We start from the raw sequence: 21,837 nt of genomic DNA, 5'->3' as shown, positions 1-21,837 counted from the left end.
CAGGAATATACCATGACTATTAAACTAGGCGTCGTAATGGACCCTATATCTCAGGTAAAGGTACACAAAGATTCGTCCATGGCGATGATGTTTGAAGCCCAGTCAAGAGGCTATGAAATCTACTATATCGAGATGAACGACCTATACCTTATTCAAGGAGAGTGCCGTGCGTTTGCGAAAAAAGTGACCGTATTTGACAATAGCGAGCATTGGTATGAACTTGAAGATCCGCAAGATATCCCTCTTACCGAACTAGACGCAGTAATTATGCGTAAAGATCCACCATTTGATACAGAGTATATTTATGCAACTTACATGCTTGAACGTGCAGAGCAAAACGGCACGTTAATTGTAAATAAGCCACAAAGTCTGCGTGATTGTAACGAAAAGCTCTTTACCGCTTGGTTCCCTGAATTAACAGCCAAAACATTAGTAACACGCAACAGCCAACAAATTCGCGACTTTCATCAACAAGAAAAAGACGTTATTGTGAAACCGCTTGATGGTATGGGTGGATCATCTATATTTCGTATGAAAGAAAATGAAGCTAATGTCGGCGTGATTATCGAGACTTTAACCAATCATGGCAATCAATACGCGATGATCCAAGAGTACATGCCAGAAATAAAGGATGGTGATAAACGCATTCTCATCGTAAATGGCGAACCAATGCCCTATTGTCTTGCTCGTATTCCTGCGCAGGGGGAAACGCGTGGTAATCTAGCAGCTGGGGGTACAGGTGAAGCTCGACCGTTATCGGCAAGTGACAAACTCATTGCTGAAACAATAGCACCTGAGTTGAAAAAGCGTGGTCTATACTTTGTAGGATTAGACGTGATAGGTGATAAAGTCACTGAAATAAATGTAACAAGTCCAACTTGTATTCGCGAGATTGAAGCCGCATATCCTATTAATATCAGTGGTAAATTAATGGACGCCATTGAAGCATTAATTGAACAGAACTAACGTAAAAAGGTAACCCTGTGGACAGCTTAGAAAACCATTTATTAATTGCTATGCCAAGTTTAAACGACCCGTATTTTAATAAAACGGTGACGTATATTTGCGAACATAATGATGATGGTGCCATGGGGCTGATCATTAACTTACCCATTAACATTACCTTAAATGAGTTACTAGCACAGCTTGAAGAAGACGGTAATAGCAAGCTACCAGAGCTTGCCCAACAGGTACTAACAGGAGGGCCTGTTTCTCCAGATCGCGGATTTGTCTTGCATAGCCCGCAGACTGGTTGGAATAGCTCTCTTGCCCTTAGTGATGATGTGATGATCACCACCTCAAAAGATATTTTACAAGCACTTGGTAGTGACAGTGCCCCAGAAAAGTACATGGTAACCTTAGGTTATGCAGGCTGGGGCCCTGGACAATTAGAGCAAGAGATAAAAGCCAACTCTTGGTTAACCACGCCAGCAGATAGCGATATATTATTTAATACCCCTATCGAACAACGTTGGCATAAAGCAACCGAGAAACTCGGCATCAATATCGCGCACCTATCTAGCGATATAGGGCACGCATAGTGACAGCCAATACACATAAAACCATACTCGGCTTTGACTTTGGTAAGAAATATATTGGTGTCGCAGTTGGTCAAGCAATTACCGGCACTGCCACTCCGTTAGGCTCTGTAAAAGCTAAAAACGGTATTCCTAATCAGCAACAACTAAAAAGCTATTTCGACGAGTGGCAACCTGACTTAATCGTAGTTGGACTGCCACTTAACATGGATGGTACGCCTCAACAGGTTACCTTTGACGCAAAAAAATTTGGTAATCGCTTAGCACACGATTATAAAACACCGATTGAATTTGTCGATGAACGGTTAACAACCGCTGATGCTAAACAGCACTTATTTGACCATGGTGGTTACCGAAATTTATCGAAAGATAATATTGACGCTGAATCTGCCCGTTTAATTGTTGAAAGCTACTTTGAAAGTACATACGGCGAATAGCAATGAAAACAGCCATTGTTATTGGTGCCACAGGCTTAATTGGTCAACACTTGCTTAATCAATTATTAACAGACCCTACATTTAGCAAGGTCGTCGCAATCACACGTAAACCTATACAATATAACAGTAAAAAAATCGTTAATCATGTCGTTGATTTCAATAAACTACCAAGCTACTCAGCACAATTTAACGGTAATGTACTCTTTTCTTGTTTAGGCACTACCAAAAAACAAGCAGGCTCAATAGAAAACCAGCGAATTGTTGATGTTGGCTACCAATATCAAGCAGCGAAAATGGCTGCAAAAAATGGCGTAGCGCACTATGTGTTAGTATCGTCGAGTGGTGCAAATAAAAACGCCAACAGCGCTTATTTCAAAATGAAAGGTGAATTAGAAAATATGGTTAAACCGTTAAGTTTTCAGCGGATAAGTATTTTACAACCTTCATTATTGCTCGGTGAACGGAATCAATTTAGGCTTGGCGAGGTGCTTAGCAGTTATCTTTTACCCATTATATGTAAGCTGCCTTTTCTAAAACGCTACCGCCCTATTGAAGGTGCTCAAGTCGCGAAGAAAATGATATCACTAAGTAAACAACAAGGTGAACAGTGTGAAATATACTCACTGGATGAGTTATTTAATACCTAAGTCAATGGATAATGAAATAGGGGTATTAACATGAAAAATCAAAACTCAGTACGTAATACGGTGAAACAAATAGCCTTATCATTGCTGTTAAGTTACCTCATTTCTGTTTTATTTGTTATTTTCTATAAGTATCCCGTACCAATCAGAGGGTTAAGTGGCCCTTTTTCAAGCGCTCCTTTCGAATCACTAACTGACGCAATACACGCAGCGACAACAGCCTTTTTCAGCTACGGCCTCATGTATGGTGGTTTTGTACTTGTGCCTATGGTGACGTTAGCGCTCAATGTGGTGTTTAAGAACAATAATGATAACTCTGAGAAAAACTGGCTTAGTTACCTTTTAGCATTAATCGCGGCGTTTAGTTGGAGTGTACTTTTAGTTTGGCAAAATAGTTAAAAAGCGCTGATAAAGATCTCTTTTATCAACGCTTTTTAGCCTGAGCTCAGGGTAATTACATTTAAAAACTTAATCTTTTGGATCTAAACCGTCTATTGTTACGCCCGACAATGAACCACTACCACCTTGATCATTACTGCGTAGTTTAATCATTAAGCGTAGATCATTTGGTGAATCAGCATGGTGTATCGCATCCGCATAATTAATTAAACCTCGCTGATATAAATTAAACAGTGCTTGGTCAAAGGTTTGCATGCCTTGCTCGGTAGATTTTTCCATTACTTCTTTAATATCGCCTACTTCGCCTTTCTTAATAAGTTCAGCGATGTAAGGTGAATTAAGTAAAATTTCGATAGCGGCAACACGACCATTACCATCTCGCGTTGGTATCAATTGCTGTGCAACAATACCTCTTAGGTTCAATGCTAAATCAAATAACAATTTTCCATGTTGTTCTGCGGGTACTAAGTGCATGATACGATCAATCGCTTGGTTAGCATTATTGGCATGTAATGTAGCAATACATAAGTGCCCTGTTTCAGCAAACGCCAACGCATGCTCCATAATTTCTTGGCTTCTGATCTCACCAATAAGAATAACATCTGGCGCTTGACGCAACGAACTCTTCAACGCGGCATCAAAACTTTCCGTATCTAGGCCAACCTCGCGTTGCGTTACCATTGATTTTCCATGTTCATGGACAAATTCCACAGGATCTTCAATCGTAAGGATATGGCCTCTCGAGTTTTTATTGCGATAACCAATTAAAGCCGCCATTGACGTCGACTTACCCGTACCTGTACCACCAACGAATAATACTAAACCACGCTTTGACATAACAACGTCTTTAAGTACCGAAGGGAGTCCTAAATCGTCTGCATCTGGTATATCAGTAACAATACGGCGAATAACCATACCAGCCATGTCGCGCTGCCAAAAAGCGGAAACACGAAAACGGCCAATACCATCAATTGAAATAGCAAAGTTACATTCTTTTTCTTGGTCAAATTGCTTTTTCTGCTTGTCATTCATTGCATTATGTACAAGCTCTAAAGCTTGTTCTGGCGTTAATACGGCTTCATCAATAGGCGTAAGTTCGCCGTTGACCTTCGCACTGACAGGCAGTTTAGCGGTAACAAACATATCAGAAGCATCATGCTGCACCATTTTTTCGAGGTAATTATGAAAACTTAGCATAACTTACTCCTAAAACCCTTGAAATTGTTTTTTATCGGCCGCTTTTTCCATCGCATCTTGACGGGTAATTAAACCTCTATTCACCAAGTTCTGTAAGCATTGATCCATGGTCTGCATACCATGTTGCATCCCCGTTTGAATCGCAGAATACATTTGTGCCACCTTATCTTCACGAATAAGGTTTCTTATCGCTGGCACACCGATCATGATCTCATGTGCCGCAACACGCCCTCCACCGACCTTTTTAACAAGTGTTTGTGAAATAACAGCACGTAATGACTCTGACAACATAGAGCGCACCATAGATTTTTCTTCAGCAGGGAATACATCAATAATACGGTCAATCGTTTTAGGCGCAGATGTAGTATGTAAGGTACCAAACACTAAATGACCGGTTTCAGCTGCTGTCATCGCAAGACGAATCGTTTCTAAATCACGCATCTCACCAACAAGAATAACATCAGGATCTTCGCGCAATGCAGAACGTAATGCGGCGTTAAAACTCAAAGTATCGCGATGCACTTCACGTTGGTTGATCAGACACATTTTGTTTTCGTGAACAAATTCGATAGGATCTTCAATCGTTAAAATATGATCATGCTTCATATTGTTGATGTAATCTATCATTGCTGCTAGTGTCGTTGACTTACCAGAACCTGTTGGCCCGGTAACTAGCACTAAGCCACGAGGATTTTCAGAAATTGTTCTAAAGATATCTGGACAGCCAAGGTCATCTAATGAAAGTACTTTGCTAGGAATGGTACGAAATACAGCAGCTGGACCGCGATTTTGATTAAAAGCGTTTACCCTGAAGCGCGCTAAGTTTGGCACTTCAAAGGAAAAGTCGACTTCCATGTTTTCTTCGTACTCTTTTCGTTGGCGATCATTCATAATGTCATAAACAAGTGCATTTACGTCTTTGGCTTCAAACGCAGGTATGTTAAGTTTACGTACATCGCCATCCACGCGAATTAAAGGTGGAACACCAGTAGAAAGATGTAAATCCGAAGCATTATTTTCTACGCTAAATGCGAGTAATTCGGTAATATCCATAAAAACCTCTTTGATTGTTAACAACGGCATTTATGTGGCAACACATAGATGGCAAAAAATTTAAGTAATGAGTCATATTAAAGATAATCTTGCTCAAGTAGAACTGCAAATTGCAGATGCTTGTAAGCAAGCAAAACGAAACAGAAATGATGTTCAATTGTTGGCCGTGAGCAAGACTAAACCTCACTCTCAGGTACGCGAAGCATATCATGCAGGTCAAATAGCATTTGGTGAAAACTATTTGCAAGAAGCTGTTGAAAAAATTCAACAGCTTGCTGATCTTGAACATATCTGCTGGCACTTTATCGGCCCTATTCAGTCAAATAAAACTCGTTTAATCGCTGAACACTTCTCTTGGGTTCAAAGTGTTGATCGCAAAAAAATTATTACACGATTAAACGAACAGCGTTCTGGTCAAGATACCCCTCTCAATGTTTGTTTACAAGTAAATATTAGTGGTGAGGCATCTAAATCTGGCATTGAAGTCAACGAGTTAGATGAGCTAGCAGCAATGGTAGCTAACGCAGACAATCTAACCTTAAGAGGGTTAATGGCTATTCCAGAAAAACACAATGCTGTTCAAAGTTTTGCTAGAATGGCATCGTTATTTCAAATACTCCAACATCGGTATGAAACCGTTAATACATTATCAATGGGTATGTCTGGCGATTTAGCGCAAGCCATATCTCATGGCTCCACCATGGTACGTATAGGTACGGCCATTTTTGGCGCTCGAACATAGTTTTAGGAAAATCGAATGAGTAAAATAGCTTTTATTGGCGCAGGTAATATGAATAGCGCCATCATTACGGGTTTAATAAGCAATGGCTTTACGCCAAGCGATGTCATGGTATCAAACCCTTCACCTGAAAAACGTGAAAAATTAGCGAGTAATTATAATATTTTGCATACTAACGATAATATTGAAGCAGCTAACTTTGCAGACATCATCGTTTTGGGAGTTAAACCTTATTTTATTGCCGACGTATGCAAACAAATTAGTTCGGCGGTGAATGTAGCAGATAAATGTTTCATTTCTGTTGCCGCTGGATGCACAATGGCAACCATGGAAAAAGCACTAGGTAAACCATGTCCAATTATTCGTACTATGCCAAATACGCCATCTCAAGTTGGCTTAGGGGTTTCTGGTATGTTCCCTTCTGCACAAGTAAATGACCAACAAAAAGCCGAAGCAGATGCGTTAATGCAGTCTGTTGGTATTACCAAATGGCTTAAAGATGAGAGCGAAATAGACGACATTATTGCAGTATCAGGTTCTGCGCCTGCTTATTTTTTCTTGTTTATGGAAGCGATGGAAAAAGAAGCAATTAATATGGGCTTTTCAGCACAAGAAAGTCGTCAGCTTGTGCAACAAACAGCGTTAGGCGCAGCTGAAATGGTTGTACAAAATACTGACTCAATCAGCACATTACGTGAAAAAGTGACCTCTAAGGGAGGTACAACGCAAGCTGCGCTAACAACCTTAATAGAAGGCGGTCTAGATAAGCTTGTTAGTAGTGCCATGCATTCAGCAAAGCAACGTGCAAAAGAAATGGCAGAAAGCAACGCATAAACACACGCAAATAAATAATAATTAACACTTTTAATATTGAAAACACATCAATTTGTTACCATCTTTAGTGTTAAGAGTATATTGGAGAATTTTGAATGGCTGCAATTAATTACTTACTCGGCTTCTTTTTTGATGCCTTGTTAATGTTATTGGTGGTTCGTGTTTGGTTACAATTAGTACGTGCTGACTTTTACAACCCGTTGAGTCAATTTGTTGTCAAGATTACAAACCCTTTAGTTATACCGCTTCGACGTATAATTCCTGGCGTTGGTGGTATTGATATGGCAACATTATTGATCGCATACTTAGTCGCTGTACTCAAGTTTATCGTCATCCCAATGTTAAATGGTGGTCCTTTTGATCCACTATCGGCGCTATTTATAGGCGTACTATATTTGATCAAACAAACAGGTTTTCTCTTATTTGTTTTGATGCTAGTGATGGCGGTAATGAGTTGGGTAGTACAAGGTTATAACCCTACACATGTTATTTTGCATCAACTAACCGACCCATTTTTACGACCGATTCGTAAAATCATCCCGGCAATAGGAGGTTTAGATTTATCAGTCTTAGTAGCCTTTTTATTGCTTAATGTAATCAATATTACGTTATCCGGTTTGATCCCCTATTGGGCAATGCTGTAATTAACACGATAAATTGGAATATAAATGGCTATGACTATACTTAATTCATGGCCATTTTTTTATGGAGTGTAATATGAAAATTTCTAGCAAAATATGTATTACTGTACTTTTAGCCCTGCTTATTTGTACGAGTGCTGCCGCAGAAAACATGAAAAAGCTTGGTAAGATGAATGTGCATTATATGGCAATAGGTGCGACATTTTTGACGCCAGAGGTTGCCAGAACATATGGCATTGAACGTAGTAAATATAATGGTTTAATAAATATTTCGGTTTTAGATAACACTATCGAAGGAATGCCAGCACAAAAAGTAAAAATTACCGGGACGGCGAAAAACTTACTTGGTCAAGATAAAGTATTAAACTTTATTGAAGTGGTTGAAGGAAATGCAATTTATTACTTAGCACAAGTGAAGTATCGCAATGATGAAACGATTCGTTTCAATTTAACGATCAGTAATGATAAAGAAAGTCATCAATTAAGTTTCAAACAAAAGTTTTACGCTGAATAGCAAGGTAATAATGAACAATAAAGCCAATCGTATGATTGACTTTATTGTTTTCACCTACTTTTGCTAATCGCTAAAACATTTTCAATTTGGCACCACGTTGCGCTAATTAAAAATCCCAGCCTAATCGCAGGTAGTATTGACCACCGTTAAACCCTGATGGTGAATTTGCAGGGTAAATAGCGCCTAAAAACCCAGCAGAACGCCCTTGACTGTATTCATCCGGGTAAACGTCAAATACATTTTTGGCACCAATAGCAATATTCAAACTGTCAGTAAAGCGGTAAGAAACTTCAACGTCAGTAATAACAACAGGCGCAACTTCTTCTAGTAACGTTACATCATTAAACTGTGCATTATAAAAGCTGCCATAATAGTTAATACGGGCCAAAGCTTTAAGGTTACCCCTTGAAAATGTATAGGTAAATATTCCCCGTGTTTTAGGTACACCACGTTCTCGCTCTTTACGCACATTAGCCACAGAAATCGGACTTTTGATATTTGTTATCTCTAATGAAGTATCTGTATAGTTTAATGCGACCGAAAGTAAGTGATTTCCACTGTTGAATTCGAGCGGTAGACTTGCCACTAAATCAAACCCTTTAGTTATTGAGTTAAAGTCATTCGCATAGTATTTGATATTCGTTACATTTGATTTTACATCTGAGGCAGTTAATAGCGGTTTGTCTGCTGCGACAATTTCACTGGTGAAAAGCGATATGCGATCTTCAATATCAATATAAAAATAATCAAACGTAACATTAAAGCCTTTAATCTCAGTTAATAAGCCTATACCGAAGCTTGTCGCCTTTTCTGGTTCGAGTTCTCCACCTGAACGTTCAGTCGCTATAGGGCTTAATGCGCTGACCAGTTGAGATCGTTGCTGAACGACAACATCATTAATAATAGAGTTCGACGTAGAAATACGTTGTAGCGTTGACTGGCCAACAGTAGGCGCTCTAAAACCGTTACTTATCGTTGAGCGTAAGGCAATGTTATCGTCAATTTGTAATCGCGCAGATAACTTTCCATCTAAGGTATTCCCTATTTCACCTATATCCTCATACCTTGTTGCAAGTGAGAAAGAGAGCGTTGGTGTAATATCACCTTCTATGTCTAAATAAAGAGCGTTTGAATTTCGATCATTCACATCAGCGGTTTCTGGTGAAAAGCCAGGAAAACCATTCGCACCAATAGCTTCGCCATTACTTGTATACTTACCCCTTTGATAAGATGCCCGATCTCCGGCTACAACTTCAAATTGCTCGAAATGATGTTGATAACCAAATGCCACGTTTAACTCAGACTCAAAACCAAGATCAATTGGATAAGTAAAATCTGCATTAAATACACCTTCACTCTGAATTTGAGAACCAAGCTCAAATTCTGTTGGCGAATATGGACCAAGTGATGCGTTAACACTATTACGTAATTGGTAATTAATCTTATTTTGTCCAATCACCAGACTGGTGTCGTAAGTTAATTCAACGTCATTAAGCAAGATTGCGCCGCGAATACCGGCCGCTAAACTTGCATCAATAACCTTACCACCAAACCTTGGGGTAAAACCGCCAGGAAACCATTCATTAAACGCAAAACATTGCTCATTCTCAGCAACTGAACTTAGGGCTTGCGCATCACCTATAGCGCCTGGAATTGTCGTTCCAGGACAATTACCACTGTTATCAGCTGTCATATCAAAAAATAACCGAGAACCGTCTTGAGGATTAGTAAAGACACTTGCTCTAGTATTAGGGTTACGGTAATAAAAACTCCCATCAATTTCACGTTGCGCCCAATTTCCAAACAGATAAAGTTGCTTATAATCACCACTTTGACCAACATCAAACGTAATATTGGAAAACAACTTTATACTATCTTTTATTTTCGGTGCCCCCCAATCAACTACAGGTGTTTTAATGTCACTAATGCTAATACCACTAGCAATTAAAGAGTTAACCGCGGGATCTTGAATACCGCGGGACGTTGCATCACTATCTGAAATTTCAAATGAAAAGTTAGCTATGCCATCAGAACCGATTTTAGTTCCCAAAATTCCAGCTAGCTCATATTGTGCGCCGTCACCGGCATAATACTGTCCTGTTCGCATTGCAATATGACGTAACTGCGCATCGTTCTCTAATCGAAAGTTAATCACACCTGCTATAGCATCAGAGCCGTATTGTGCGGTTGCACCATCTCGCAACACTTCAACACTTTTCAACGCGATGCTCGGAATTGGGGCTAAATCAACACCATGTGCACCTACATTTAACCCTGAGATAAATTCATAGATGACGCCACTACGGTGACGGCGTTTACCATTTACCAGTATTAACATACTGTCTGTCGGTAATCCTCTCAAATTTGCCGGTCTGACCATAGTACCAGCATCACTTATCGCTTCTTGACTAGCATTATATGAAGGAATAATAGTAGATAACGTCGATATGATATCCCTACTGCCCTGCATACTAAGTTCCTGTCTACTGATGATATCAAGTGGCGCCAATGCATTACTTGGTGAGCGATTATTACGACGTGAACCAATAATTTGAATACGTTCTGCGTTAACTTTTTTATTTGTTTGATTCGCTTCAGAATGTGGCGGTGAAGCATTAGTTTGCGTTACAACAGATTCGTTATTATCAGTAGTCTTATCGTGTAAGGTGGCAGATACTACAATGACGCGTTTATCTGTTGCTACGGCATTAAGTGGTGTATTCAATAATAATACAGCTAAAGCATCCTTTAAAACAAAAGTACCAACAACAGGATTGGTTTTGATATTAATCGAATTATCAAAAGGGTACAAAAGTGAATACCCCGATATTTCAGCAAGTTTATCTAAGGCTTCAGCAGCATCCATTACAGGGATATTAAAAAGGTACCGTTCAGCCGCTTGTGCGTTCTTAACATTCCCTAAACATAATGAGAGATAAATTACACAGTAAAACAAGGTGCGTATGCACCTTACGCTTTCGTTTACCATGCAATACATAGCGAGTTGTCTATCGATATAGTTATACAGTTGTTTCAACATTGGCATTGAATGTTTCTCATTCAACTATCCCACCACAACGTGAATACTTTCAAGGATATGAGACCCATCTTCGCTCTCTTTATTATATTTTTTATTCGTGACGAAAATGCTAACGATTTGCCCGTAGTGCAAAATAGTTAGCCTATGGTTTAGCATTATCAAGTCATATTAGCATCACTAAAGCCGTTCGACCATAGATGATCGTGTGTTGATTTTCACGAATTTCGTCATGTTACAAATAAAAAAATCTCAGCATATGCTGAGATTTTTTTATCTTACCTATTGCAGTTAAAACATAAAAAGTTAGAAGTTATAGGTTGCTTTTAGGTAGTAAAACCCACCATTAAAACCAAATGGTGACGTTTCATAATATTTGCCACCCCAACTATTATTTGCTGAGCCTGATTGCTCTTCAAAGGCAAGTTCACTTGGATATACGTCAAAGATATTTTGCGCGCCAAGACTTACACTCAGTGCATCAGTTGCGTGATAAGTCACTTCAACGTCAATGGTTACTTCAGCGTCAGCATTAATCTCTGTTCCTGGTTCTTCTGGCGTTCCTACCCAATCAACATGAACACCTTGGTACTCGCCAAAATAATTTACTCGGGTAAACATGTTGATATCATCCCAGCTTTGCGCCCATGTAAACGTGGCGCGATGGTTAGGTAAATCATTTTCTAAACGCGAAACTTTTCCATCACCAGTAACTTCAGTATATTTGTCAACCGTTGTTTCATTCCAGTTATAAGCTAAGCTAAATACTGAACTGCCATCTAATAAGTCAGTTGTGTAGTTAGCAATAAAATCAACACCTTCCGTTGTGGTATCAAAATCATTCGTAAAGAAACTTACCTGCTGAATTGAATCTACATTAGGCACGCCATCTGCTTTTAACTTGGCTTTATCAGTTTCGCTTAAGTTGTATTTAGCTGATTGAGAAACACGATCCGTCACTTCAATGTTGTAATAATCAAGTGTGAAATGAAACTCATCAATCGTCCAAACCGCACCAAATGCCATACTTTCAGATTCTTCAGGCGTTAGTTCGGTAGCGCCTAATTGCGTTGCTACTGGGTTAGAAGGTGGCAATAACGCAGAGTCAACTAAAATACCGCCGTCTAGGTTAGTTTGTACGTTTGCATAGTTAGCTTGTCCAACCGTTGGCGCACGAAAACCAGAACTGATAGAGCCACGTAATGAAAAATCATCAGTAACATCATATTGCGCGGTTACTTTATAGTTTGTCGTATCGCCAAACGTACTATAGTCTTCATAGCGTAGCGCATAACCCATTAAAAATTTATCCGAATATTGTGCTTCAACATCGACATATAAAGCATAATTTTGACGAGAAAATTCACCTGCTGCAGAAGGTTTAAAGCCTGGGAAGCCATTTGAACCAATACCAAAACCTTGGTCAGTTAACGGCCCAGCAGTAAATGACTCTACATCACCAGCGATCACTTCAAAAGTCTCTTGATGGTATTCATAACCACCTGCAATAATAAGCGGTGAATATAAACCTACTTCAAGCTCTTTTACTAAATCTATGTTTAAGAATTTTTCAAGTTGAATATGCTTACCTGGTGAAAAGTCACGTGGTGTATCAGGGCCTAATGAAGCATTTACCGTATTATAAATCACATAACTAGACTCATTACGACCTACTGAACCGCTAATGTCATAAGATAAAGTATCAGTAAGTTCACCACGTGTACCCATGGTTATAGCGGTATCAATTACTGTACCACCAAAGTTAGGCGTAAAACCGCCCGGTACCATTTCATTAAAAGCAAAACAGTTTTGACCGACTTCAGTATTTGGATCTGAAATTAAACCATAGTCAGCTTGGTCTAATACATTGTCTGTGGTGATATTAACCGTTGGACACTCAATGCCATTGTTTAATCCATCTAAATCACCAACAAGTAAGGTTTCACCACCATCATTAGAAAAAACGCCGCCTCTTATATGAGGGTTACGAAAATAAAAACCACCACGTACACTTCGTTCAGAATAGTTACCAAACATGTATGCTTCACGACCTTTACCTAAGTCTAATCCAAAATTACCAAAAATAGTGATGTCATCATTAACTTCAGGCGAACCCCAAATTTGCGCTAATTCAGAAACATCAGTATTTCCTGCATCTATTAAACTTTGGGCATCTGGACGTTGTACACTTCGACTGGTCGCATCTGCATTTTTATATTGAAAACTAAGGTTAGCGAAACCATCACGCGTAAGTTCCATACCAATATTACCATTGATTTCAGTGGTATCACCGTCGCCTTCATAATATGAGCCGTGACGAACCGTTAACGATCCACCTTCTGCATCATTTTTTAAAACAAAGTTCATTACACCCGCTATCGCATCTGAGCCGTACTGTGCAGCAGCACCATCGCGTAATACTTCTACTTGTTTTAACGCGGCACTTGGGATCACCGAAATATCCGGCCCTTGCGCACCATCGTTAATACCACCACCTAATAGGGCGATAACAGAAGAACGATGACGACGCTTACCATTGACAAGAATCAACGTACTATCTGCCGATAACCCCCTAAGGTTAGCTGGTCTCACTAAACTGGCGGCATCTGATATTGGGTTTGTGTGAACATTGAGTGATGGCACAGTACCTTTTATAAGTTCTAACATGTCGGTATTGCCCGATCTTTCTAGTTCTTCGGCACCGATCAAATCGATGGGCACTGGTGAGTCGTCTACTGAACGAGGGGCACTACGCGTACCAACCACAGCAATGCGTTCAACACTTTTTTCTTTTACCTTGTTGGAGCTAGCTTCTTCTGCGTGCGCAGATAAAGTACCTAATGCCACACTCACAGCAAGTGCAAGTGTTCCGGTACGGAATTTAATAGACATGTTATTTCCTTCCTAGTTTTTTTATAAGTTTTATCGTTTTATAAACAGCTGCGATTTTTAATAGAATAATTTGCAACCTAAACTAAAGAGTGGACGAAAAGGAAAAACCGTAATCTTTTTACTTTTTTATTTGAGTTTTTGCTGGCATATAAAGAATGAACGTATATGTATAAAGGCCTTCAAGCACTGATAGAAATTTAGTAAAGTTCAATGTTATCGTTTACATCGTCAATTTTTGAGCAATAAAAATGGGTTATTTTGCAGGCTGTTTTTACCTTGGAAATAATATTTATCGATAAAAAAGGCGTTATCACTTTTACACGTGAACAACGCCTAAATCAGTCATTAAACTTAGCTACTGTGGTCAGTTCAATGCCATTATGTTTTCTTAGTTAACAGAATTTTATTGGCACTTAATCGCTGTGATTTAATATTAAAAGAAAGCTCTAGTGCTTCAATTAATGCATCACTATCTCCCAAATCAAATCGACCGCTTATTTTTAAATCGTGCAAAGACGATTCTTTTAAAACAATGGTGACATCAATATAGCGATTAATTTCTTCAATAACGTCAAATAAAGACTCATTATCAAAAATCAACTTGCCATTAAGCCAAGAAAGTTCACGTGTCATGTTATCTGATGCGATTTTCATTAATGTCGGCTTTTCATTGCCAGTGACAATGGCTTTTTCACCTTTAGTGAGATATACATCACCTTTTTTAATTACCGCATTATTCATTGCTTTGATATCAGCAATGCTAGACTCTCCCTGTACCTTAGACATTTTAACTTTACCATCTGTTACCGTTACTTGGATATTTTCAGGTTTGACATGGATCACAAATTCAGTACCGATGGCTTGAACAAGACGATCGCCAACATAAACAATAAAAGGACGATTAGCATCATGAGCAACTTCAAATAATGCCTCACCTTTAATTAATTTTACGATCCGTTTTTCATCAGAAAATTCAGTTTCAATGTGGCTGTTAGTGTTTAGATGAATAATAGAGCCATCATCAAAGGTCGTCTCTAATTGCTGCCCCTTTATAGTGATATACGAGCTCTTTTTAACATCTAATGACATTGTCATCCATAAAATTAAGGCTACAAAGCTGATGCTTGCCGCTAACATCACAGGTTGAGATAGTGGCTTAAATATCGACCATAATGAGACTTTTTTCGTGGAGACTTTACCGTCTAAGTTATTAAGTATCTCATCCATATCGTCCCAAATATCTGCCATTGCTTTTAAGGCTGCTGGGTGCCTTTCATCAGCCGCCAGCCAAGCTTTTAGCTCTTTTCTTGATTGCTCAGATAAATTACCGTTATCTAACCTTACTAACCAAATAGACGCTTCTTCATCAATCTGATTGGCGGTATGTAGTGTCACTACTTTGTTACTTGACTTCATTTTATACGCTCTTCGCTAGACTGATATGGTTGCTTTTCAAGATTATTACTGATGTCATAACCTTGACTATAAAGTGACTGCTTACATTGTCTTAAACCCGCTGCAATATATTTTTCCACGGAGCTGACCGATACATCCATTTTTTTAGCAATCTCTTTATGACTCAAACAGTACAATTTTCTTAATAATATCGCACGGCGATGTTTTTCTGGTAACGCATTTAAAGCGTTGGTAAATCGTTCAAATTTACGTTTTTGAAAGAGTTCTTTTTCAACAATATTTTCTTCTTCATTTATCAATAAGGCATCATCAAGTTCGGTATGCATCTCTTTTGATTGTTGCATTAACTTTTTAAGCACTAAATTTCTTGAAACAACAAACAAGTACCCTTTAGGTGACTTTATTTGTTGTTGTTCGTCAGAATGCAAAACCCTAATAAACGTTTCTTGTAAGATATCATCAACATCTTGTTGCTCTACACTCATCTTCATAATTGAGCGCACTAAGCCGTCTTTACACGCCTGGAAAGCTTTTAGTACTCTATTGTTTGATGGCACTTCTTCTTGCATTCAATGTCTCCAAAATACATTCTTAACCTAAAGAGCTTATTAATTGCTGAATCCATAATAATTAATAGGTAGAATATACCAAAACGGCGTTTTATATTGTTTATTGTATAATAAGCTACCACCATTTTGAATGAGTTGTTCGGCAGCGAGCAGGCGTTGAGAATGAAGACACAGACCTTTATGCGGTGTTCTATCGTATATCTGTTGTACTTCCTATAAAAATTATCGAGTAATCTTGTCTACAAATATGTTGGGTAGACCATTAATTTAGTATTAAAATAGGCGGTGATAAAAAACATCACCATAAAGTGTTGTGGATTATTCGATAGATATGCTCTTTAACAGTAACAATGATAAATTTACGCTTACAATTAAAATAAAAACGGTGGGATTATTTTGGAATTTGAAACATTTTTATCTTTAGGTCTTTATTTTTTAGCAATGCTTGGTATTGGTCTTTACGCATATCGAAAATCAACAAGCGACGTTTCAGGTTACATGCTAGGGGGGAGAAGCCTAAGCCCTAGCGTTGCCGCACTTTCCGCTGGTGCTTCCGATATGAGCGGCTGGATGTTAATGGGTTTACCTGGTGCCATGTACTTATCAGGCGTTAGTAGTTTATGGATTGCAATTGGCTTAGTGATTGGTGCTTTTTTAAATTACCTTATTGTTGCTCCGCGCTTAAGAACTTATACCGAGGTAGCAAATGACTCTATAACATTACCCGATTTTTTCGAAAATCGTTTTAATGATAAATCGAGACAATTAAGAATTGTTTCTTCAGTGGTCATTGTAGTGTTTTTCACCTTGTATACGTCAAGTGGTATTGTCGCAGGAGGTAAGCTTTTCGAAAGCTCGTTTGGCTTGAATTATGAAATAGGTTTATACGTTACTGCAGGCGTGGTCGTAGCTTATACATTGTTTGGTGGCTTTTTGGCTGTGAGTTTAACCGATTTCGTACAAGGCTGTATTATGTTTATCGCACTCGTTTTAGTGCCGATAGTTGCGATTTATGAAGTTGGTGGCATTTCTGAAACATACCAAGGGATTAGTGATATCGACCCAGCATTATTAGATATTTTCAGTGGTGTTAGTTTAATTGGTATTTTTTCGGCGATGGCTTGGGGGTTAGGTTATTTTGGTCAACCCCATATTATTGTCCGATTTATGGCAATTCGCAGTGTTAAAGATATGCCTAAGGCACGCAGAATTGGCATGAGTTGGATGATCGTGGCAATCATTGGTGCTATGGCAACAGGTTTTGCAGGTATAGCCTATGTAACGAAAATGGGGGTAAAACTAGATGATGCAGAAACGATATTTATTCTTCTGTCTCAAATATTATTTAACCCGCTAATCGCTGGTTTTTTATTGGCCGCTATATTAGCCGCCATTATGAGTACAATTTCCTCGCAACTGTTGGTTACATCTAGTTCTTTAACTGAAGACTTCTATAAAACCTTCTTGCATAAAGAAGCAAGTGATAAACAGCAAGTGTTGGTTGGCAGGATTTCCGTATTTTTGGTTGCGTTAATTGCCATTTATTTGGCCTATGATCGTGATTCATCCATTCTATCTTTAGTCAGTAACGCCTGGGCAGGCTTTGGTGCCGCTTTTGGCCCTGTAGTAATAGGTAGTTTGTTTTGGAAAAAAATGACAAAAAATGCCGCTTTAGCAGGCATGATAACGGGCGCGTTAACGGTACTAATCTGGATTTACTCACCTATTACTATTCAGGGTGAGTCATTAAGTTCAGTGATGTATGAGATCGTTCCTGGATTTATCTTATGTTCGACTGTGATCTATTTAGTGAGTATTAGATCACCACAACAAGAAGCCAAGATTTTATCGAAGCATGACGAAATGCTATCGCATCATGATTAGGTGAAATGCTTGACAAAATTCTAATGCTATTGCTAGACCTTGAAGGTGACACTTATAAAGTGCATTGTCAGGTCAGCGGTAGCTATATTTTGTAATGTAAAATAAATAGTGAACACGCACTATTTAGCAATTTTTGAGGGCAAGTACATGCTTTTTAATGGTTCGTTATTCTCTGATTGTCCAATACGTCAGAAAATTCGTGAGTTTTACCGCATTGATGAAAACAAAGCGGTAGATCATATTTTACCAGCAGCAGAAGTAAACGTAAGTGCAAGGAGTCGTGCTTGGGAACGAGCACGTAAAATGGTATTACAAATTCGTCGAGATCAAGAAGGTAACGGCGCAATTGATGCACTTCTGAATGAATATTCACTTTCTAGTGAAGAAGGCGTTGTATTAATGTGTCTGGCAGAGGCCCTATTACGCGTGCCAGATAAAGAAACACAAGATGAGTTAATTCGTGACAAGATTTCTCAAGGCCAATGGAGCTCTCATCTTGGTAGTAGTGAATCGCTGTTCGTAAATGCGTCATCATGGGGACTTCTCATTACAGGTTCTATGGTAAATTATGCCGACAAGCGTAAACAAGACAACTTTGGTTTATTGAAAAAAACCATTGGTCGTCTAGGTGAACCCGTTATTCGAAAATCCATGAACTTTGCCATGAAAATTATGGGCAAGCAATTTGTTATGGGCGAAACCATTGAAGCAGCTACCGAGCGAGCAGCGACTAAAGAACAGCATGGCTATGTGTATTCTTACGATATGTTGGGCGAAGGCGCGCGTACCATGGCGGATGCTGAACGTTATTTAAAGTCTTATCAACAAGCAATAGAAACCATTGGTAGTATTGCACTATCTTCAGGTAAAAATGATCCACGTAGAGTACCTGGCATCTCTGTTAAGCTTTCTGCCATTCACCCGCGCTATGAATTTAGTCATAAAGAGCGGGTCTTAGCTGAAATTGTTCCTAAGCTTAAAATGCTTTGTTTACAGGCAAAAAAATATAATATCGGTTTAACCGTTGATGCCGAAGAATCTGAACGCTTAGATATTTCTCTCGATATCATTGAAGCTGTTTTTAGTGATAGTGACCTAGGTGATTGGACCGGTTTCGGTATTGCACTGCAAGCCTATCAAAAACGTGCCCTTTGGGTTGTAGAGTGGTTACGAAACTTAACATTACGTGTTAACCGTAAAATGATGGTGCGCTTAGTTAAAGGTGCTTACTGGGATACCGAGATTAAGAATACACAAAAAGATGGCCATAGCCATTTTCCAGTGTTTACGCGTAAGTCTTCTACCGATGTTTCCTATCATGCATGTGCTAATAAATTATTAGATTACAGAGATAGTATCTATCCACAGTTTGCTACTCATAACGCATACACAGCTGCTACTATCGTTGAACTTGCTGGCGATGATAAAGAAGGATTTGAATTTCAGTGCCTACATGGCATGGGAGATTCGCTGTACGATCAAATCGTCTCGGGTGAAAATATCCAGTGTCGCATTTATGCGCCTGTCGGTCATCACGAAGATCTATTAGCTTACTTAGTTCGTCGTCTACTCGAAAATGGTGCAAACTCTTCTTTTGTTAATGCCATCGTCGACGAGTCACAACCCGTAGAATCTTTACTTGAAGATCCAGTTGAGAAAACACAGCGCTTAAAAGATAGATACAATAACCAAATACTAAAACCGATTGCCTTGTATTATGATAAGAACGGCAAAGGACGTGACAACTCAATGGGTCTAGATTTAGATGATATTGACGAGATCACAACATTAAAAACAGCATTAGACAGTTGGTTTGAAAGCAACTTACTAGATCAAAGTGCTATACCAGAAAGCGCGATTCCGGTGAAGAACCCTGCCAATCATAATGAAGTAATTGGTTACCACAACTTTCATAATAAAGATGATATGTTGGCAATGATTAATACGGCGGAAAACGCATTAACTTCTTGGTCTCAAACTCCCGTTGCTGAGCGCGCAGAACTACTCTACCGTATAGCCGATATTCTTGAGCGCCATATGAATGAACTTATTGCAATGTGCATTAAAGAAGCAGGGAAAATTGCTCAAGATGGCATTGACGAAGTTCGTGAGGCCGTAGACTTTTGTCGTTACTATGCAGAAAGAGCGATAGAGCTTGTCGAAGATGATCGCCTAGAACCACGTGGTGTCGTGTTATGTATTAGCCCTTGGAACTTCCCATTAGCCATATTCTTAGGACAAGTAGCTGCTGCGATAGCAACAGGTAATACAGTCATTGCGAAACCTGCTGAGCAAACTGGGTTAATCGCCTTATATACTATTGGGCTTATGAAATCTGTTGGCTTACCAGAAGGTGTAGTACAAGCGGTAATTGCCCGAGGAAGTGATGTAGGTAGTGTTATTGTTCCGGATAGCCGCGTACAAACGGTTATGTTCACCGGCTCTACAGAAACAGGCACTAGAATTTCTCAAACATTGGCTGAACGTGGTGGTGACCAAGTACCATTGATTGCCGAAACAGGCGGTCAAAACTGTATGATCGTTGACTCTACCGCGTTACCAGAGCAAGTTGTTGACGATATTATATCGTCTGGTTTCCAATCAGCAGGTCAACGTTGTTCTGCATTACGTGTCTTATTCTTGCAAGAAGAAATAGCTGATAATGTCATCACAATGCTTAAAGGTGCGCTTGCTGAATTACATGTTGGTGACCCGGCAATGTTAAGTACTGACATCGGCCCTGTCATCGACCAAAAAGCACTCGATGCCTTAAATGCCCATAGCGATTATATGAAAACCCATGGGAAGTTATTGTATCAATGTGAAATTGGCAAAGAGATAACGGAGCAGTTATCTGAAAACAGTCACTTTTTCTTTGCACCAAGACTTTATGAGATCGATGACATCAGCGTATTGAAAAAAGAAGTCTTTGGCCCATGCGTTCATGTGGTGCGATTTAAAGGTTCTGACATTGAAAGTGTTGTTGATAAAATTAATAGTACCGGCTTTGGTTTAACGATGGGTATTCATACCCGTATTAACCATCGAGCGCTTGAATTAGCAAAACTTTCACGCGCTGGCAATATTTATATTAATCGTAATATGATCGGCGCTATAGTAGGTGTTCAACCTTTTGGTGGTCGTGGTCTTTCAGGTACAGGTCCAAAAGCTGGTGGCCCTAACTATTTGACCCGTCTTATGAAAGAAAAAGCGACGCCTGATGCTGAACAGTTCAATGTGCTACCTGCTGAAGCCGAAGCGCTAGAAGGTGATGAACAAGCACAAAAAGAAGCCATACAGTTTATGGAAAAAGCGAATATCGCAGAGAAAGAGTGGCGTTTAACAGAATTAAACACGCGTATTTCTTATGTTCGCCAATTACTGGCAAAAATTGCACATGTCGATATTGTTGACGATCTAGCCGACGACTTAAACCGCACCCTAACAGCTGCTAGAGCGCAATTAATTAGTATCGAAAAACATTTAAAGAAACCAACCGTTTTACCTGGTCCAACAGGTGAATCAAATGTTCTGTATCTAGAGAATCGCGGTAACATTATTTGTTTTGCAGATAAGAATGTAAGCTTCCATTTTTGGACGCTTTCGATCGTAACCGCGCTGGCTACTGGTAATACTGTAATCTCTGTTGTGTCAGACTTGTTTTATGATGAAGCTATCGCGTTTAGAGATAAATTCATTGCCTCAGGTGTTGATAAAAACGTATTCCAAGTTGCTCGATTACGTCACTTATCCGCGCTGTTAGAGCACCCATCATTGTCTGGCGTTGTTGTTGACAGTCTTTGTGACAGAAAACATTACATCAGTGAAAAACTCGCAGAGCGACAAGGTGCAATATTACCTGTGATCAGTTCTGAATACTTTGATAACTTGATTCAACGCTTGTTAACAGAGAAAACGATCAGTATTGATACGACAGCATCAGGAGGAAACACCTCATTGATGACCTTAGTTGAAGAAGATGCGTAACGCATTGTGTTAATAACTAATGCCACCTAGCATGAAATAACAGCTAATGTTGTGAC

At 39.2% G+C, this 21,837-nt stretch carries 17 protein-coding genes; 11 read left to right on the top strand and 6 right to left on the bottom strand.

Annotation, left to right across the window (positions count from 1 at the left end; translation table 11 throughout):
- The first annotated feature begins 12 nt into the window (after positions 1–12).
- From gshB to QUE09_RS06140, 5 genes are read left to right on the top strand one after another with little or no spacing between them, the layout of a single operon-like run.
- Positions 13–966 (top strand): glutathione synthase, encoded by a 954-nt coding sequence (gshB, locus tag QUE09_RS06160; protein WP_286235325.1) that lies wholly within the window; start codon positions 13–15, stop codon positions 964–966.
- A 17-nt stretch (positions 967–983) separates the two neighbouring features.
- Entirely contained in the window at positions 984–1,541 is a 558-nt protein-coding gene (locus tag QUE09_RS06155) for a YqgE/AlgH family protein (RefSeq protein ID WP_286235324.1), read from the top strand.
- Entirely contained in the window at positions 1,541–1,975 is a 435-nt protein-coding gene (gene ruvX / locus QUE09_RS06150; RefSeq protein WP_286235323.1) for a Holliday junction resolvase RuvX, read from the top strand. Before QUE09_RS06155 ends, ruvX begins: the two co-directional genes overlap by 1 nt.
- A 2-nt stretch (positions 1,976–1,977) precedes the next feature.
- Entirely contained in the window at positions 1,978–2,622 is a 645-nt protein-coding gene (locus tag QUE09_RS06145; protein WP_286235322.1) for an oxidoreductase, read from the top strand.
- A gap of 30 nt (positions 2,623–2,652) precedes the next feature.
- Complete coding sequence (locus tag QUE09_RS06140) at positions 2,653–3,018, top strand: hypothetical protein (protein WP_286235321.1); 366 nt, start codon at positions 2,653–2,655, stop codon at positions 3,016–3,018.
- 69 nt (positions 3,019–3,087) lie between these two features.
- Here the strand turns inward: QUE09_RS06140 and QUE09_RS06135 are convergent, their stop codons facing one another.
- On the bottom strand, positions 3,088–4,215 hold the full coding sequence (locus tag QUE09_RS06135; protein WP_286235320.1) for a PilT/PilU family type 4a pilus ATPase: 1,128 nt from the start codon (positions 4,213–4,215) through the stop codon (positions 3,088–3,090).
- Between the two features lie 9 nt (positions 4,216–4,224).
- Positions 4,225–5,268, bottom strand: coding sequence for a type IV pilus twitching motility protein PilT (locus QUE09_RS06130; protein WP_286235319.1), 1,044 nt, complete (start codon positions 5,266–5,268; stop codon positions 4,225–4,227).
- A gap of 67 nt (positions 5,269–5,335) precedes the next feature.
- On the opposite strand from QUE09_RS06130, the gene QUE09_RS06125 reads away from it, so the two are divergent.
- From QUE09_RS06125 to QUE09_RS06110, 4 genes are all read left to right on the top strand, one after another.
- Positions 5,336–6,010, top strand: a complete 675-nt coding sequence (locus tag QUE09_RS06125) for a YggS family pyridoxal phosphate-dependent enzyme (RefSeq protein WP_286235318.1) — start codon at positions 5,336–5,338, stop codon at positions 6,008–6,010.
- Between the two features lie 15 nt (positions 6,011–6,025).
- Entirely contained in the window at positions 6,026–6,841 is an 816-nt protein-coding gene (gene proC, locus QUE09_RS06120) for a pyrroline-5-carboxylate reductase (RefSeq protein ID WP_286235317.1), read from the top strand.
- A gap of 95 nt (positions 6,842–6,936) precedes the next feature.
- Positions 6,937–7,485, top strand: a complete 549-nt coding sequence (locus QUE09_RS06115; protein WP_286235316.1) for a YggT family protein — start codon at positions 6,937–6,939, stop codon at positions 7,483–7,485.
- Positions 7,486–7,558: 73 nt separating this feature from the next.
- Positions 7,559–7,996 (top strand): DUF4426 domain-containing protein, encoded by a 438-nt coding sequence (locus QUE09_RS06110; RefSeq protein WP_286235315.1) that lies wholly within the window; start codon positions 7,559–7,561, stop codon positions 7,994–7,996.
- A gap of 106 nt (positions 7,997–8,102) precedes the next feature.
- Here the strand turns inward: QUE09_RS06110 and QUE09_RS06105 are convergent, their stop codons facing one another.
- The 4 genes from QUE09_RS06105 to QUE09_RS06090 form a co-directional block, all read right to left on the bottom strand.
- Entirely contained in the window at positions 8,103–11,060 is a 2,958-nt protein-coding gene (locus QUE09_RS06105) for a TonB-dependent receptor plug domain-containing protein (RefSeq protein WP_286235314.1), read from the bottom strand.
- A 279-nt stretch (positions 11,061–11,339) separates the two neighbouring features.
- On the bottom strand, positions 11,340–13,919 hold the full coding sequence (locus QUE09_RS06100; protein ID WP_286235895.1) for a TonB-dependent receptor plug domain-containing protein: 2,580 nt from the start codon (positions 13,917–13,919) through the stop codon (positions 11,340–11,342).
- Positions 13,920–14,303: 384 nt separating this feature from the next.
- On the bottom strand, positions 14,304–15,341 hold the full coding sequence (locus QUE09_RS06095; RefSeq protein ID WP_286235313.1) for a FecR family protein: 1,038 nt from the start codon (positions 15,339–15,341) through the stop codon (positions 14,304–14,306).
- A complete protein-coding gene (locus tag QUE09_RS06090; protein ID WP_286235312.1) occupies positions 15,338–15,910 on the bottom strand; it encodes an RNA polymerase sigma factor in 573 nt (190 codons plus the stop codon). Before QUE09_RS06090 ends, QUE09_RS06095 begins: the two co-directional genes overlap by 4 nt.
- Positions 15,911–16,351: 441 nt before the next feature.
- Between QUE09_RS06090 and putP the strand changes: the two genes are divergently transcribed.
- Both putP and putA read left to right on the top strand, forming a co-directional pair.
- Positions 16,352–17,794 (top strand): sodium/proline symporter PutP, encoded by a 1,443-nt coding sequence (putP, locus tag QUE09_RS06085; RefSeq protein ID WP_434017525.1) that lies wholly within the window; start codon positions 16,352–16,354, stop codon positions 17,792–17,794.
- Positions 17,795–17,941: 147 nt separating this feature from the next.
- Positions 17,942–21,781 (top strand): bifunctional proline dehydrogenase/L-glutamate gamma-semialdehyde dehydrogenase PutA, encoded by a 3,840-nt coding sequence (gene putA, locus QUE09_RS06080; protein ID WP_286235310.1) that lies wholly within the window; start codon positions 17,942–17,944, stop codon positions 21,779–21,781.
- The last annotated feature ends 56 nt before the right edge of the window (positions 21,782–21,837 follow it).

The sequence above is a fragment of the Thalassotalea sediminis genome (assembly GCF_030295915.1).
GTDB classification, from domain to species: Bacteria; Pseudomonadota; Gammaproteobacteria; order Enterobacterales; family Alteromonadaceae; genus Thalassotalea_C; species Thalassotalea_C sediminis.
The sequence above is the reverse complement of the archived record's forward strand: the minus strand, read 5'-3'. Positions and strand labels throughout refer to the sequence as shown.

Bases quoted from the DNA above. Each gene is read 5' to 3' on its own strand.
- proC (WP_286235317.1), top strand. From the start codon at position 6,026: ATGAGTAAAATAGCTTTTATTGGCGCAGGTAATATGAATAGCGCCATC.
- QUE09_RS06115 (WP_286235316.1), top strand. From the start codon at position 6,937: ATGGCTGCAATTAATTACTTACTCGGCTTCTTTTTTGATGCCTTGTTA.
- QUE09_RS06110 (WP_286235315.1), top strand. From the start codon at position 7,559: ATGAAAATTTCTAGCAAAATATGTATTACTGTACTTTTAGCCCTGCTT.
- QUE09_RS06145 (WP_286235322.1), top strand. From the start codon at position 1,978: ATGAAAACAGCCATTGTTATTGGTGCCACAGGCTTAATTGGTCAACAC.
- putP (WP_434017525.1), top strand. From the start codon at position 16,352: ATGCTTGGTATTGGTCTTTACGCATATCGAAAATCAACAAGCGACGTT.
- QUE09_RS06130 (WP_286235319.1), bottom strand. From the start codon at position 5,268: ATGGATATTACCGAATTACTCGCATTTAGCGTAGAAAATAATGCTTCG.
- QUE09_RS06090 (WP_286235312.1), bottom strand. From the start codon at position 15,910: ATGCAAGAAGAAGTGCCATCAAACAATAGAGTACTAAAAGCTTTCCAG.
- gshB (WP_286235325.1), top strand. From the start codon at position 13: ATGACTATTAAACTAGGCGTCGTAATGGACCCTATATCTCAGGTAAAG.
- putA (WP_286235310.1), top strand. From the start codon at position 17,942: ATGCTTTTTAATGGTTCGTTATTCTCTGATTGTCCAATACGTCAGAAA.
- QUE09_RS06135 (WP_286235320.1), bottom strand. From the start codon at position 4,215: ATGCTAAGTTTTCATAATTACCTCGAAAAAATGGTGCAGCATGATGCT.
- QUE09_RS06095 (WP_286235313.1), bottom strand. From the start codon at position 15,341: ATGAAGTCAAGTAACAAAGTAGTGACACTACATACCGCCAATCAGATT.
- QUE09_RS06125 (WP_286235318.1), top strand. From the start codon at position 5,336: ATGAGTCATATTAAAGATAATCTTGCTCAAGTAGAACTGCAAATTGCA.
- QUE09_RS06140 (WP_286235321.1), top strand. From the start codon at position 2,653: ATGAAAAATCAAAACTCAGTACGTAATACGGTGAAACAAATAGCCTTA.